This is a genomic window from Pseudomonas sp. GD04015 (assembly GCF_029837675.1).
GTDB classification, from domain to species: Bacteria; Pseudomonadota; Gammaproteobacteria; order Pseudomonadales; family Pseudomonadaceae; genus Aquipseudomonas; species Aquipseudomonas paralcaligenes.
Genome location: NZ_JAOEEE010000028.1, coordinates 27,310 through 42,546, shown reverse-complemented (window position 1 = coordinate 42,546; position 15,237 = coordinate 27,310). Strand labels below are relative to the sequence as shown.

Below are 15,237 nucleotides of genomic sequence, written 5' to 3'. Positions count from 1 at the left end.
GTGCCGCGAACGATTCGCGACAGCGACATCAGGTATTTCCCGAGCCTGCGCGTCAGGGGTGCATCTGCCAAACCTCACAGAAGGGAAATCCATGCCCACTGCATACCCCATGCGCCACCTGGTCGCCGCCATGGCGCTGTCCATTGCCGCCCAGGTCCACGCCGCGCCGGTCGACCTCGACCTGCCGGCCCAGCCGCTGGCCCTGTCCCTGCGCCAGCTCGGCGAGGCCGCCGGCCTGACCATCGCGGTCGACAGCAGCCTGACCAGCGGCCGGACCGCCCCGGCGCTGCGCGGCCAGCTCGAACCGCTCGCGGCGCTGGGCCACCTGCTCGCCGGCAGCGGGCTGCGCTACCAGCAGAGCGGCAACACCCTGGTGATCAGCCAGCCGTCGGACGCGGTCGAACTGGGCGCCACCAACATCAGCGGCCGCGCCCTCGGCACCAGCACCGAGGGCACCGGCTCCTACACCACCGGCCGCCTCACCCTGGGCAAGGGCGAACAGTCGCTGCGCGAAACGCCGCAGTCGGTCAGCGTGGTCACCCGCCAGCGCATGGACGACCAGAACCTGACCACGCTCGGCGAGGCGATGCGCTACACCACCGGCATGAAGACCACCAGCTACGGCACCGGCACCGACAACATCGAGGCCCGCGGCTACGACCTCGACAGCTACCAGCTCGACGGCGTGCCGGTGCGCGCCGGCCAGGGCTCCTGGAGCAGCGGCTTCCTCGACCTGGCGATCTTCGACCGCATCGAGGTCTGGCGCGGCCCGGCCGGCCTGCTGCAGGGCGCCGGCGAGCCGGGCGGCACGGTCAACCTGGCGCGCAAGCGCGCCCTCGGCGAGTTCGCCCTGGGCGGCAGCCTCTCCGCCGGCTCCTGGGACCGCTACCGCAGCGAGATCGACGTCACCGGCCCGCTCAGCGAGGACGGCCGCCTGCGCGGTCGCTTCGTCAACGCCTACGAGGACAGCCAGGCGTTCACCGACTACGTGTGGTGGCGCAAGAACGTCAGCTACGGCACGCTGGAGTTCGACCTGGACGACAGCACCACCCTGTCCGCCATGCTGGTCCGCCAGGACGGCAAGTCCAACCCCTTCTACGGCCTGTCCAGCTACGTCGACGGCACCCTGGCGCGCCTGGACCGCAACACCTTCATCGGCGCGGACTGGAACAACAAGACCGAGCACCTGACCTTCTACCTCACCGAGCTGGACCACCGCCTGGCCAACGGCGGCCAGGCCAAGCTGACGGTCAGCCTGCTGGACCGCGAGAGCGACGGCGAGAACAACGGCTGGAGCAGCTCCTTCATCGACCCCGCCAGCGGCGAGGTGCGCATGGTGCCCATCGCCATCCGCAGCGACGAGCGCGACATCAACCTGGACGGCTTCGTCTCCACCCCCTTCGAGGCGCTGGGCCGCGAGCACAACCTGCTGCTCGGCGCCAGCTGGCAGCGCTACAGCGGCGGCTCCGCCTACAACCGCTCGACCTACGGCATGTTCGCCACCAACCAGAACATCTTCGATCCCGACGTGCACATCCCCAAGCCGGACCTGCCGCTGGGTGACGTACCCGACGTGGAGCAGAGCCAGGCGTCGATCTACGGCCAGTTGCGCTACCGCCTGCTCGACCCGCTGACCCTGGTGCTGGGCGCGCGGGTCAGCGACTGGCGCACCGAGGATCATGACGCACACAGCGAGCAGACCGAGAGCGGCCAGGTGGTGCCCTACGGCGGCCTGATCTACGACCTCGACGAACACCTGTCGCTCTACGCCAGCTACAGCACCATCTACCTGCCGCAGACCGCCCGCGACCGCGACGACCGCTTCCTCGAACCGAGGGAGGGCCAGCAGTACGAGATCGGCATCAAGGGCGAGTACTTCGACGGCCGCCTGAACAGCCACTTCGCGCTGTTCCACATCCGCGACAAGAACCAGGCCATGCAGGACCCGGACGACCCGTTCGCCTCCATCGCCGCCGGCGAGGTGGAGAGCGAGGGCCTGGAAGCCGAGATCAGCGGCAGCCTTACCGAGCGCTGGGAGCTGACCACCGGCTACGCCTACACCCGCACCGAGTACATCGAGGCCGACGACGCCCTCAAGGGCCAGCCGTACTCCACCGGATTCCCCCGGCACAACTTCAACCTCTGGACCAAGTACCGCTTCGGCGACGGCTGGCTGGACGGCGCCAGCCTCGGCGGCGGCCTCAAACGGGTCAGCGAGAGCTCCTACGAAGTGGGCAGCTTGCGCTGGAAGCAGCCCGGCTACACCCTCGCCAGCCTGCAGCTCGGCTACCGCCTGAACCGCCACCTGGACGGCACCCTGACGGTCAACAACCTGTTCGACAAGTACTACTACGACCGCATCGGCCCGACCCGCCAGACCTACCTCGGCGAACCGCGCAGCACCACCCTCACCCTGCGCTGGAAGCTCTGAGCGGCATCCAGGTCAAGCGTTGCGAATGTGCCTAAGGCCTGCAGGAGTCGATTGTCTTCTCCCAGTCCGGAGCAGGTCATGAGCATGGTCAGGTATTTGCGCATGCAGCCAGGGCCAGCTTCTTGGGAGCCGCCACCATTCGCGGACAGGTGCCTGCCAAAGGGGCCCCGGGCCTGACGGCCCGGATCGCCAGGCACAGCACTCGCCGGGCGTCCGCCCTGCCAGGCCGGCCAGCAGTTGCCGAAGCTGTCAGGGCTTTTTCAACAGCCAGCCCCGATCAGGCCGCCACGTCCAACAACTTCTGCCCCTGCGCCCACAGCCCCGTCATCTTCCACTGCTGCTCCAGTACCCCCGGCCCGAACTCCTGGGAGCCGCCGAACAGCTCGGCCAGCCCCTGGAAGTAGGCGCCCTCCTCGATCAGCAGGATCAGCTTCGACGCCTGGATGATCCCGGTCCCCCAGAAGGTCGCGCCGCCGTTGGCCTCGAGGATCGCCGGGGTGTGCGGGTTCTCCGCGATCTTCTCGACGATGAAATCCGCCTCCTGCTGGCGGCGGTCGATGTAGATCGGCAGCTCGCGGGCCAGGGTCACGCGCTGCGACGCGGCGTAGCGGATCGGCAGTACCCGGTGGGCGCTGGCCCAGCCGCCGAGGTAGGGGGTGTGCACGTGGATCACCACGTTGACCTCCGGGCGGTTCTGGAACACCGCGGCGTAGCGCTTGCCGTTGCCGCCGGACTTGCTGCCGCTGAGCGGCGAGGTGCCTTCGACGGTCTCGTCGAGGGCCACCACGCCGTCGTAGCTGGCGACCACCGCGCGGATTTCCTCGTCGTCGGCCCACGGGCTCGGCGCGTGCAGGGCCACCACCAGTTCGCTGTCCGGCACGCGCAGGTAAGCCTGGTAAGTGTTGGTGGCGGTCAGCGTGCGGCTGTCCTTGAGCACGCGGTAGGCCTTGGCGAAGTCGCGCTTGGCCTGGTCGACGTAGGCGCGTTGCTGGGTATCGAGGCTGATGCTGGTCATCGAATCTGTCCTTCTTGAGCAGTGAACGGTCCGGGGCCCTACCCCGGCGTTACCGAGCCTTCAGCAGTTCCTGTGCCAGCGACACAAGTCGTTGATTGAAAAGGAATTACCAAAAAGAAGGAGCACCCCGCTGCTGCTCCAGAAGCAGCCCTGCTGCCCGGTCAGCAGCGATTGCTGGCCGGGTGTTGCTGGGCACGCACCCGGGCCGGCGCGCCCGCCGCGAGCCCAGCGCCGGCGCGGGCCGTGGCGCTGGCATAGCGGTTGCACCCGTCCGTGCCAGGGCCGCACACGGCGGCCATCTGCGCATCGCACTGGAGTGACCCATGAGCACCGAATTCTTCTGGCGCCTGCCGCTTGGCAGCGACGGCCCGCACATCGCCTCGGACAAGAACAACCGCGGCGTCGCCCGGCACCGCCCCGGCAACATCGCCCCCGGGCGCCTGCCCAACGGCGAGCCGGACGGCTTCACCTACATCGACTACGTCGCCCAGGTGGCCAAGGCCGCCGAGCTGGCCGGCTTCGAGGGCGCGCTGCTGCCCACCGGCCCCGAGCCGTGGATCGCCGCCGCGGCGCTGGCCCGCGAGACCCGGCGGATCAAGTTCCTGATCGCCTTCCAGGCCACCTGGACCCTGCCGGCCTACGCCGCGCAGCAGGCGGCGATCCTGCAGAACCTCAGCCGCGGCCGCCTGGAGTGGAACATCATCACCGGCGGCAACCCGGCCAGCCAGCGCGCCAACGGCGACTTCCTCGAACACGACAAGCGCTACCAGCGCACCGGCGAGTTCCTCGACATCATCCAGGGCCTCTGGGAGAACGAGCAGTTCAGCTACCAGGGCGACATCTACCAGCTGGAGAACGGCTCGCTGCCGGCCAACCTGCGCCACGAACGCAAGCCCGGGGTGTACTTCTCCGGCTTCTCCGACCCGGCGCTGGACGTGGCCGCGCGCCACGCCGACGTGTACCTGAACTGGGCCGAGCCGATCGACAAGCTCCGGCCGCACATCGAGCGCGTGCGCGAGCTGGCAGACAAGCAGGGCCGCAGCGTGCGCTTCGGCATCCGCATCGACCTGTTCGCCCGCGAGACCGAGGAGGCCGCCTGGAGCGAGCTGCGCCGCCAGTACGAGCGCATCGACGCCCGGACCGCCGCCGCCATCCAGCACTTCGCCACCGGCTCCGACTCGGTCGGCGCGGCGCGCCAGACCGCCTACCACCAGGGCAGCGAGCGCTTCGACGACCTGGTGATCGGGCCGAACCTGTGGGCCGGCTTCGGCAAGGCCAAGCCGGGGCCGACCATCGGCCTGGTCGGCAGCCACGAGAACGTCGCCGAGCGCCTGGCCGAGTACCGCGACGCCGGCTTCTCGACCTTCATCCTGGCCGCCAACCCGCACCTGGAAGAGGCCCTGCGCATCGGCCAGGAGGTGTTGCCGCTGGTCCACGCGCGCCAGCCGGCCGAGGCCCGCGAGGGGCTGAGGGCGGTGGTCTGAGCGCCCGCGCGCCCACCTCGAAGCCCCGCCCCGCGCGGGGCTTTTTTTGGGCCATGTAGCCGTTACGTGTGGCGCAATCCTGCCTCTGTAGGAATGGCTGGGCGGCATTCCGATTGGCGCGGCATTCGCGGATAAATCCGCTCCCACAAGGTATGCAGCCTTCAACGGGGACATGGCCTTTTGCGGCTATGCCCCCGTTGGGTGCCTTAGTGCCCTGGCCCCTTCTGGTTCCCCGCCTGCGCGGGGATGACGATGTAGGGGGTGGAGTTTCTTCCGAAGCCGTCATTCCCGCGCAGGCGGGAATCCAGTGGCAGGCCGCTTCCGCGGGGCAGTTGCAGCGTCTGCAACACGTCACGGGGACATAACCTCACCCACGCGCCCGCCATGCGTTGCGTGCCCGCCGCGAGGCTTCCGGCCTGACTGCCTGGAAACACGCAGGGCGCTGCTGCCAGGGTGTTGCCCCAGCAGCAACGACCCTCGGCCCGGACCCTCCCTGAACGCTCCTGAAACCCCACAACCCTTCTACCACGCGGCCCGCACAGGTTTCGCCGGGCCGTGGCATGGGGGTTGCACTTTCCCCTGGCAGCCGTCCACGGGGCGCATCCGCCGCCCGTGTTTGCCATCCGCCGTCACGTCCCATTTGGAGAGTCACCCCATGAGTCAACCGCTCGATACGCTCTGGTACACCCGCTGCCCGGTCCCGACCGGCCTCGGCATCGCCGTGCAGAAAGGCTGGCTGGAAGAAACCCTGGGCGCCCAGGGCACCAGCATCAAGTCGCTGCGCGAGTCGGACAACCAGGCGGTGCGCGAGTCGCACTTCGACCACACCCTGCAGAACTCGGTCCGCCACGGCGGCAACATCCCGGCCATCTGGGCCCGCGCCAGCGGCCGCGAGACCCGCGTGATCGGCCTGTCCTGGGCCGACGAGGTGCAACTGATCCTGACCCTGCCGGACAGCGGCATCAAGACCGTCAAGGACCTCAAGGGCCGCCGCTTCGGCCTGCCCAACTGGGCCAGCGCGCAGATCGACTTCACCCGCGCCCAGGCCATCCGCGGCCTGGAGAACGCCCTGCGCCTGGAAGGCCTGGAAGTGAAGGACGTCGAACTGGTCGACTACCTGCACGGCGGCACCTTCAGCGACGAGGCGGCACAGACCGTGGGCGGCGTCTCCACCTTCGGCGGCCGTCGTCGCGGCGGGCAGAACGCCGAGCTGGTCGGCCTGCTGCGCGGCGAGGTCGACGCGATCTTCCTCAAGGGCGCCAGCGCCGCCCAGCTGGCCCAGCAGTTCGGCCTGCACACGGTGATCGACACCGGCTCGCACCCGGAACCGCTGGTGCGCGCCAACAACGGCACCCCGCGCACCCTGAGCGTCGACCTCAACCTGCTGGACAACCACTACGACGCCGCCGTCGGCATCCTCGCCTCGGTGCTGCGCGCCGAGGAATGGGCCTGGACCCACCCAGACGACACCCGCCGCTACCTGGCCCGCGAGACCAACAGCAGCGAGTACTGGGTGACCCAGGCCTACGGCGAGGACGCCCACCAGCGCCTGCGCACCAACCTCGACGAGCGCTCCATCGTCGCCCTGCAGGACTTCACCGACTTCCTCCAGCGCTGGGCCTTCATCCCGCAGAGCTTCTCGGTGCGCGACTGGATCGACCCGCGCCCGCTGGAAACCCTGCGCAGCGCCGTCGCCAAGCAGGCGGGCTGACATCTCCCCTCTCCCCCCGGGAGAGGGGCCGGGGGTGAGGGTGATTCCGGCAACACCGGAGCCGCCCCCCCCCCTCCCGCAGGGGCACCGAGCAACCTCTGGAACCACACGCTACATGAACAAACCTCTCGATACCCTCTGGTACACCCACAGTCCGGTACCCACAGGGCTCGGCGTCGCCGTGGAGTCCGGGCGTCTGGCCCAGGCCTTCCGGCCGTTCGGCACGCGCATCCAGGCGCTGCGCGAATCTTCCGACCGCGAGGTGCGCGAGGCGCACTTCGATCATCACCTGCACAACTCGGTGCGCCACGGCGGCAACATCCCGGCGATCTGGGCCCGCGCCAGCGGCCGCGCCACCCGGGTGCTGGGCCTGTCGTGGAGCGACGAGGTGCAGCTGATCGTCACCAGCCACGACAGCCCGGTGAAGGACATCCGCGACCTGCGCAACCGCCGCTTCGGCGTGCCCAAGTGGGCCAACGTGCAGATCGACTTCACCCGCGCCCAGGCCATCCGCGGCCTGGAGAACGCCCTCAGCCTGGAAGGCCTGACGGTGGCCGACGTGGAGCTGGTCGACTACCCCTACGGCGGCACCTACAGCGACAACCCGGTGCGCCACGTGCACGGCGCCCAGGTCAGCCTCGGCGGCCGCGTGCGGCGGCGCAACAACGAGCTGATCGGCCTGCTGCGCGGCGACATCGACGCGATCTTCCTCAAGGGCGCCCACGGCCTGCACCTGGCCGACGAGTTCGGCCTGCGGGTGGTGACCGACGTCGGCTCGCACCCCGACCCGCTGATCCGTTCCAACATCGGCACGCCGCGCACCCTGACCGTGGACCAGCACCTGCTCGACGAGCACTTCGAGGCGGCAGTGCTGATCCTCGAGACCGTGCTGCGCGCCGAGCAGTGGAGCTGGGCCCACCCCGAGGAAACCCGCCGCTTCCTCGCCCGCGAGCTGAACACCAGCGAGTACTGGGTGGCGCGGGCCTACGGCGAGGACGCCCACCTGCGCCTGCAGACCAACCTGGCCGAGCGCTCCATCCACGCGCTGCAGGACCTGACCGACTTCCTCCAACGCTGGGACTTCATCCCGGCCGGCTTCGACGTGCGCCAGTGGATCGACCCGGCGCCGCTGGAGCAGCTGCTGGAGAAGGTCAATGTCGCGATCTAGGCCCGGCGCCTTCCTCGCCAGCTTCATGCTGCTGGCCGCCTTCAGCGGCGCCACCATCGGCATGGCGAAGATCGTCACCACCCTGTACGCCATCGAGATCGGCGCCAACGCCCTGCAGCTCGGCATCATCGCGGCCATGGAGTCGCTGGGCATGGTCCTGCTGACCCTGCCCGCCGGCTTCGTCATCGCCCGCTTCGGCGCACGCCGGGTGTATTTCCTCGCCAGCCTCGGGCCGATGCTGCTCAACCTGCTGATCCCGCTGTTCGGCGGCTGGCTGTGGCTGGCGGCGATCCGCCTGCTGATCGGCCTGTGCATCCCCTTCCGCATCGTCGCCATGAACAGCGCCTTCCTGCGCCAGCTGCGGCGCATCGGCAACGACAAGGCCGGCTGGTACCGCGGCTCGCTGACCCTCGGCATGGGCCTGCTCGGCCCGCTGCTGGGCAACTGGCTGAGCGGCGGCAGCTTCACCCTCGGCTTCGTGGTGATCGGCCTGTGCTTCGGCCTGATGGCGGTGTACAGCCTGGGCTTCTGGGAGGCCGAGCAGGTCGAGCCCGCCGTCGTTCCCGAGGCCGGCGCGGACGGCGGCATGCTGGCCCAGGTGCTGGCCATGCTCGGCCACGTGGAGATCGCCGAGAGCTGCCTGATCGAGCTGCTCTCCGGCGCCACCGCTGCGCTGTTCGGCACCTTCGTCATCCTCCTGGCGATGAACAGCGCCGGCCTGTCGCAGAGCCAGGCGGTGAGCCTGGTGATGGTCCAGGGCCTGGCCTCGGTGCTCGGCCTGTTCGGCCTCGGCTACCTGGTCGAGCACTTCGGCCGGCGCTTCGCCTACCTGGCCGGCCTGGTCGCCGCCGTGCTCGGCCTGCTGCTGATCGGCAGCGCCCACGGCTACGCCCTGCTGGCGGCCGGCGGCGTGCTGCTGAGCACCGCCGCGGCGCTGGTGCACCTGGTCAACATGGCCCAGCTCGGCGAGCACCCGGTGGACAAGAGCAAGATCGCCGGCCTGTTCAACCTGGCCGGCATGCTCGGCAGCTTCTCCGGCGCCCTGCTCGGCGGCGCGATCAGCCAGCTGGTGGGGCTCAACAACCTGTTCTTCGTGTGGATTCCACTGGTGCTGCTGGTGGCCACTTTCTGCTGGTTGCGCAAGGCCCGCCGCGCACCCGCCAACGTCGTCCTGGAGGGCTGAGATGCCGACCGCCACCTTCAACCGCCTGAGCTGGTTCGCCTCGCCGCTGGCCCTGCTCGCCGCCTGGGCCCTGGTCGCCCAGGCCGGCTGGTACCCGGCCCAGCTCCTGGTGCCGCCGCAGCACGTGTACGAGGCCTTCGTCGAGCTGCTCGGCAGCGGCGAGCTGCGCGAGCACCTGCAGAACAGCCTGTCGCGGCTGGCCATCGGCTTCACCCTCGGCGCCCTCGGCGGGCTGCTGTTCGGAACCGCCATGGCCCTGTCGAAGAACGTCGAGGCGTACTGCGCGCCGCTGTTCCACACCCTGCGGCAGATTCCCTCGATCGCCCTGATCCCGATGTTCATCCTGTTCTTCGGCGTCGAGGAGACCTTCAAGATCCTCATCGTGGTCAAGGCCGCCTTCTTCCCGGTGGCGCTGGCCACCAGCGAGGGCGTCAAGGGCATCCCGCGCGGCTACTTCGACGTGGCGGCGGTGTACCGCCTGCCGCTGTGGAGCCTGCTGCGCGACGTGGCCTTCCCCGCCGCCGCGCCGCCCATCGTCACCGGCCTGCGCATCAGCCTGAGCCGCGCCTGGATGGTGCTGGTGGCGGCCGAGCTGCTGGCCGCCGACAGCGGCCTCGGCCAGCTGATCGAGCTGAGCCGGCAGATGATGCGCATCGACATCGTGATGGTCGGCGTGGTGGTCACCGGCCTGGTCGGCTTCACCCTCGACCACGGCTTCCGCCTGCTGGAAAAACACCTGTTCCGCTGGAAACCCCGCTCATGAAGAAACTCCTCCTGTCGTTGCGCGGCCTGCTCCTGCCGCTGCTGCTGATCGCCGCCTGGGAGTACATGTCGCGCCAGGGCGACAGCCATGCCTACGCCTTCGTCCCGCTGAGCAAGATCGGCGAGGGCCTGGAGCAGCTGCTGGCCACCGGCGAGCTGTGGTTGAGCGTGCTGGCCAGCCTCCAGCGCACCTGCCTGGGGCTGCTCTACGGGGTGCTCGCCGGCTTCGCCGTGGGCGCGCTGATGGCCCATTCGAGGATCGCCGAGCGCCTGCTCGCGCCGCTCTACCACACCCTGCGCCAGGTGCCGATCCTCGGCCTGATCCCGCTGCTGGCCCTGTGGTTCGGCAGCGGCGAGTTCTCCAAGGTGCTGATCGTCTCGCTGGCCGCCTTCTACCCGATGGTGCTGAACAGCTTCGAGGGCTTCAGCCACGTCGAGAAGCAGTACCAGGAGGTCGGCCGCATCTACGCCCTGGGCCCGCTGCAGCGCTTCGTCCACGTGCAGCTGCCCAGCGCCCTGCCGAGCCTGTCCAATGGCCTGCTGCACGCCCTGGCCTTCGCCTGGGTCAGCTCGGTGGGCTGCGAGCTGTTCCTCTCCACCGGCATGGGCCTGGGCAACCTGATGATGAACGCCGAGACCGGCTCGCGCATGGAGGTGGTGCTGATCGCCGTCCTCTGCATCGGCCTGCTCGGCTACGCCATGAACCAACTGTTTTCGCGCCTGAGCCGGCACCTGCTGCGCTGGCGCAACCTTCGTCGCTAGGTAACCGCCATGACCGCCATCTTCGACCCGCAACTGCTCGGCAACGACCTGCGCCAACCCGGCGCCCTCGACATCCGCGGCCTGCACAAGGCCTACCGGATCGACGGCAAGGCGCTGCCGGTGCTGCACAACATCAACCTGCAGGTGCTGCCCGGCGAGTTCGTCAGCATCGTCGGCGCCAGCGGCTGCGGCAAATCCTCGCTGCTGCGCCTGATCGTCGGCCTGGAGAACGACTACCAGGGCCAGATCCGCCTGGACGGCGAGCCGGTGTCCGGCACCAGCCTGGACCGCGGCATCGTGTTCCAGGACCACCGCCTGTTCCCCTGGAAGACGGTCGAGCAGAACATCGCCCTGGCCCTGAAGAACCGCCGCCTGGGCAGCAAGGAAAAGGCCGAGCTGATCGCCGAGCACCTGGCCCTGGTCGGCCTGACCGGCTTCGAGCAGGCCTACCCGCACCAGCTCTCCGGCGGCATGGCCCAGCGCGCCGCCATCGCCCGGGCGCTGATCACCCAGCCCAAGGTGCTGCTGCTCGACGAGCCGTTCGGCGCCCTCGACGCGCTGACCCGGGTACACCTGCAGCGCGAGCTGCAGCGCATCTGGGTGCAGCAGCGCAGCACCATGATCATGGTCACCCACGACGTGGAAGAGGCGCTCTACCTGGGCGACCGGGTGATCGTCATGGACGCCCGCCCCGGGCGCATCCGCCACGAGGTGCGGGTCGACCTGCCGCACCCGCGCGAGCGGGCGTCGGCGCAGTTGCAGCGCCTCAAGGAGAAGCTGCTGGAGGAACTGACGGGGAGTGAAGCCTCCTGATTCAGGAGGCTTTCGCGGCGTAGCGGCTGGCCGGCCGTTTCAGGCCGAGGTTGTCGCGCAGGGTCCGGCCTTCGTACTCGGTGCGGAACAGGCCGCGCCGCTGCAGCTCCGGCACCACCTGGTCGACGAAGTCGTCCAGTCCGTCGGGCAGGAACGGCGGCATGATGTTGAAGCCGTCCGCCGCGCCCTGGGTGAACCATTCCTCCAGCACGTCGGCCACCTCCACCGGCGTGCCGATCACCGTGTGATGCCCGCGGGCGCTGGCGACGCGCAGGTAGAGCTGGCGGATGGTCAGGTTCTCGCGCCGGGCCAGGTCGATGAACAGGCTCTGCCGGCTCTTCATCGCATTGCTCTCCGGCAGTTCGGGCAGCGGCCCGTCCAGCGGGTACTGCGACAGGTCGAAACCGCCAGCCATGCCGGCCAGCAGGCCGAGACCCAGGCGCGGGTCGACCAGCTCCTGCAGTTCGCCGAATCTGTCCTCCGCCTCGGCCCGGGTGCGGCTGAGCACCGGCGAGATGCCGGGCATGATCTTCAGTTCGTCCGCCGTGCGCCCGTACCGGTCCAGCCGCCCCTTGAGGTCGGCGTAGAAGGCCTGGGCGCCGGCCAGGGTCTGCTGGGCGGTGAACACCACATCGGCGGTGCGCGCGGCCAGTTCCTTGCCCGGTTCGGAGGAGCCGGCCTGCACCAGCACCGGGTGGCCCTGGGGGCCGCGCGGCAGGTTGAGCGGGCCGCGCACCAGCGGGTAGTGCGAGCCACGGTGGTCCAGCACGTGCACCTTGGCCGGGTCGAAGAAGCGGCCGCTGGCCTTGTCGCGGACGAAGGCGTCGTCGTCGAAGCTGTCCCACAGGCCGGTGGCGATGTCGATGAATTCCTCGGCGCGGGCGTAGCGGTCGGCATGGTCGTCGATGCGCTCCCGGCCGAAGTTCTGCGCCTCCTGGTCGGTGGCCGAGGTCACCAGGTTCCAGCCGACCCGGCCGCCGGAGATGTGGTCCAGCGAGGCGAAGCGGCGCGACAGCAGGTAGGGGTCGTTGTAGCTGGTCGACACCGTGCTGATCAGGCCCAGGTGCTCGGTCACGCTGGCCAGGCCGGCGAGCAGGATCAGCGGGTCGAGCACGTCGCCGCCGATGGTCAGGCTGGCCAGCTCGGGTGGGCCGAGCAGGGCCAGGTTGTCGGCGAAGAAGATGGCGTCGAACCTGCCGCGCTCGGCGGTCCGCGCCACCCGCTTGAAGTGCTCGAAGTCGACCCCGCCGCCGGCCCAGGCGCGGGGGTGGCGCCAGGCCGCCAGGTGGTGCCCGCTGGCCATCAGGAAGGCGCCGAGTCTCAGTTGTCTGCTCATGTTTCCCTCAGAAGTCGTAGCGCAGGGTCAGACCGGCAGTGCGCGGCTGGCCCAGCGAGCCGGTGTAGAGGCCGTTGCCGGCGGCGCCGACGGCCAGGTAGTACTCCTTGTCGGTGGCGTTCTTCACCCACAGCGAGGCGTCGAGCTGGCCGTCGCCCAGGTCGGTGCGCAGGCCGGCGGCCAAGTTGAGCAGGCCGTAGCCATTGATCCTCGACAGGTCGGAGTTGTCCAGCGTGCCTTCGGCCTCGGAGCGGTAGGCGTAGCCGGCCGCGACGTAGGGCTGCAGGCGGTGCTCCAGCTGCCAGGCGTACTCGCCGCTGAGGTTGGCGATCCACTTCGAGGCGCCAGCCACGCGCTCGCCTGACAGGTCGCAGGTGGCGGGCGCGCCGGCCAGGGTGGCGACTTCCGCCGGGCACGGCGCGTCCTGGAAGCGCAGGTAGGTGACGTCGTTGTAGGAGCCGTTGAAGCGCAGGGTCAGGCCGCGCACCGGCAGCGCCGTGGCCTCGAACTCCAGGCCGCGCGAGCGCAGCTTGCCGGCGTTGGACAGCACCTGGTAGCCGGTCAGCGAACCGGGCGGCTGGTACCAGGTGGTGGCCTGGTAGCCGTGGATGCCGGTCCAGAACAGGTTGGCATTGAGCTGCAGGCGGTTGTTCCACAGGGTGCTCTTGAAGCCCAGCTCGGCGTCGTTGGCGCGCTCCGGGCCGACCAGCAGGGAGTCGGCGCCGGCCTGGGCCGCCGAGCCCACCGCCAGGTTGACCCCGCCGGACTTCTCGCCGTGGGACAGCGAGGCGTAGCCGAGCAGGTTGGGCCGGAACTGGTAGCTGAGGCTGAGCAGCAGCGACGGCGCGGCGTTGTACAGGCTGAGGTCGCCGGAGTCGTAGGCGCCGACCTGGCTGTCGCGGATGATCGCGGCCAGGCCGCTGGCCGGCGCGCCGCCGGTGGGGGCGAAGCGCCTGACCCGCGCCTGCTTCTCCTCGTAGGTGCCGCGCACGCCGGCGGTGAAGTCGAGCTTGTCGGTCAGGTGCCAGGTGCCCTGGGCGAACAGGGCGAAGCTGTTGGTGTCGATCTTGCCGTTGGTCTTGGTGCTGACGTCGTTCAGCGCGTCGAGGTCGAAGCCGATCAGGTTGAGGTCGGCCAGCGGGCCGAGGTCGGTGAAGATGCGGTTGCCCAGGTCCTGCTTGAAGGCATAGGCGCCGAGCACGTAGTCGAAGGCGCCGCCGCTGGGCGAGGCCAGGCGGATTTCCTGGGAGAACTGGCGGGCGCGGACTTCGTAGCCGAGGTCGTCGATCACCGCCACGTCGAGCTGGTCGGCGTCGTTGGCCGGGTTGAAGTGCCAGTAGCGGTAGGCGCTGATCGAAGTCAGGGTGTAGCCGCCGGCCAGGTTCCAGTTGGCCTCCAGGGAGTGGCCGTTCTGGTGCACGCTGACGTTCTGCCGGGCGTCGATGTTGCTGCGGCCGATCCGCGGCGAAGCGCCGACCAGGGTCGCCCGGTCCCAGAACTTCTGCGCGCCGCCGTAGATCACCGAGCTGCCGGCGCTGGAGTTCTCCTCGTTGTATTCGCTGATCCAGCGCAGGCTGAAGTCGTCGTCCGGCTGGAACAGCAACTGGCCGCGCAGGCCCTCGCGGTCGCCGCCGAGCAGGGTGCGGCCGTCGTGGTCGTTGTCCAGGTAGCCGTCCTCGCGGGTGCGGTAGAACGACAGGCGCCCGGCCAGGCTGTCGGTGAGGCCGCCGGAGACGCTGCCCTTGCCCTGGAAGTAGCCACGCTCGCCGCCGCTGATCTCCAGAGCACGCTCGGGGGTGAAGGTGGGCTTGCGGGTGCTGATGTTGAGCACGCCGGCGGTGGTGTTCTTGCCGAACAGGGTGCCCTGGGGGCCGCGCAGCAGTTCCAGCTGCTCGATGTCCAGCAGGTCGAAGGCGGCCATGCCGGGGCGGCCCAGGTAGACATTGTCCAGGTACACCCCGGCGCTGCCCTCCAGGCCGTCGCTGGCCGGGTTGTTGCCGATGCCGCGCACCGCCAGGCTGGACACCCGGGCGTGGACGTAGGCGACGTTGACGCTGGGCAGCGCCTGCTGCAAGTCCTGGATGCGGTAGACCTTCTGGCTCTCCAGGTCGGCGCCGCTGAGGGCGGTGATCGGCGTGGGCACGGCCTGGGCGTCCTCGGCTCGGCGGCGGGCGGTGACGGTGACCTTGCCGAGGGTCGGCTCGGCCTCGACGACGGCTTCGTCGGCGGGCCCCTCCTGCGCCGCCTGGAGCAGCTGCGGCAGGGCCAGCAGCAGGGCGATGCCGAGGGGTTTGAGCAGGGCGCCGGCGATGGCCGGGCGGTGGCTGATGCGGGTCATGGGGATACTCCTGGCGCACGGGCGGTTTCGCCGGCGAATCGACTGTTCGCCTGGTGAGCCGATGCTAGGGAGCGCTGGGCAACGAGGATGGGCCTGGCCGGACAAGCCGTAGTCCGCCACGGACACCAATGCCGCTCACATGAGCGGACACGATCGGCCATTGGCGAGCCCTGCCCCGTGGGAGCGGACTTGTCCGCGAACAGACCTGACGCCAAAGCTTCGCGACCAATCGGA

The 15,237-nt window shown here is 69.7% G+C and carries 11 protein-coding genes; 8 read left to right on the top strand and 3 right to left on the bottom strand.

Annotated elements, in window-relative coordinates; translation table 11 throughout:
- Positions 1–91 precede the first annotated feature (91 nt).
- The gene (locus tag N7640_RS19560) at positions 92–2,431 is read left to right on the top strand and encodes a TonB-dependent siderophore receptor (RefSeq protein WP_279905308.1); all 2,340 of its coding nucleotides are present in this window, start codon (positions 92–94) and stop codon (positions 2,429–2,431) included.
- A gap of 277 nt (positions 2,432–2,708) precedes the next feature.
- Here N7640_RS19560 and N7640_RS19555 read toward each other — a convergent pair whose 3' ends face one another.
- Positions 2,709–3,446 (bottom strand): class II aldolase/adducin family protein, encoded by a 738-nt coding sequence (locus N7640_RS19555; RefSeq protein WP_279905309.1) that lies wholly within the window; start codon positions 3,444–3,446, stop codon positions 2,709–2,711.
- A gap of 323 nt (positions 3,447–3,769) precedes the next feature.
- On the opposite strand from N7640_RS19555, the gene N7640_RS19550 reads away from it, so the two are divergent.
- From N7640_RS19550 to N7640_RS19520, 7 genes are all read left to right on the top strand, one after another.
- On the top strand, positions 3,770–4,930 hold the full coding sequence (locus N7640_RS19550) for an LLM class flavin-dependent oxidoreductase (RefSeq protein WP_279905310.1): 1,161 nt from the start codon (positions 3,770–3,772) through the stop codon (positions 4,928–4,930).
- A 655-nt stretch (positions 4,931–5,585) separates the two neighbouring features.
- Positions 5,586–6,641, top strand: coding sequence for an ABC transporter substrate-binding protein (locus N7640_RS19545; protein ID WP_279905311.1), 1,056 nt, complete (start codon positions 5,586–5,588; stop codon positions 6,639–6,641).
- A gap of 115 nt (positions 6,642–6,756) precedes the next feature.
- On the top strand, positions 6,757–7,809 hold the full coding sequence (locus N7640_RS19540) for an ABC transporter substrate-binding protein (RefSeq protein ID WP_220811694.1): 1,053 nt from the start codon (positions 6,757–6,759) through the stop codon (positions 7,807–7,809).
- Positions 7,796–8,992, top strand: a complete 1,197-nt coding sequence (locus N7640_RS19535; protein ID WP_279905312.1) for an MFS transporter — start codon at positions 7,796–7,798, stop codon at positions 8,990–8,992. Before N7640_RS19540 ends, N7640_RS19535 begins: the two co-directional genes overlap by 14 nt.
- A 1-nt stretch (position 8,993) precedes the next feature.
- The gene (locus N7640_RS19530) at positions 8,994–9,755 is read left to right on the top strand and encodes an ABC transporter permease (protein ID WP_220811690.1); all 762 of its coding nucleotides are present in this window, start codon (positions 8,994–8,996) and stop codon (positions 9,753–9,755) included.
- Positions 9,752–10,516, top strand: a complete 765-nt coding sequence (locus N7640_RS19525; protein WP_220811688.1) for an ABC transporter permease — start codon at positions 9,752–9,754, stop codon at positions 10,514–10,516. The genes N7640_RS19530 and N7640_RS19525 overlap by 4 nt, the downstream gene beginning before the upstream one ends.
- A gap of 9 nt (positions 10,517–10,525) precedes the next feature.
- Positions 10,526–11,329, top strand: a complete 804-nt coding sequence (locus N7640_RS19520; protein WP_220811686.1) for an ABC transporter ATP-binding protein — start codon at positions 10,526–10,528, stop codon at positions 11,327–11,329.
- A 1-nt stretch (position 11,330) separates the two neighbouring features.
- Here the strand turns inward: N7640_RS19520 and N7640_RS19515 are convergent, their stop codons facing one another.
- Both N7640_RS19515 and N7640_RS19510 read right to left on the bottom strand, forming a co-directional pair.
- Positions 11,331–12,665: an LLM class flavin-dependent oxidoreductase gene (locus N7640_RS19515; protein ID WP_279905313.1), complete on the bottom strand. Its 1,335-nt coding sequence runs from the start codon at positions 12,663–12,665 to the stop codon at positions 11,331–11,333.
- A 7-nt stretch (positions 12,666–12,672) separates the two neighbouring features.
- A complete protein-coding gene (locus N7640_RS19510) occupies positions 12,673–15,003 on the bottom strand; it encodes a TonB-dependent receptor (protein ID WP_279905314.1) in 2,331 nt (776 codons plus the stop codon).
- Positions 15,004–15,237 lie beyond the last annotated feature (234 nt).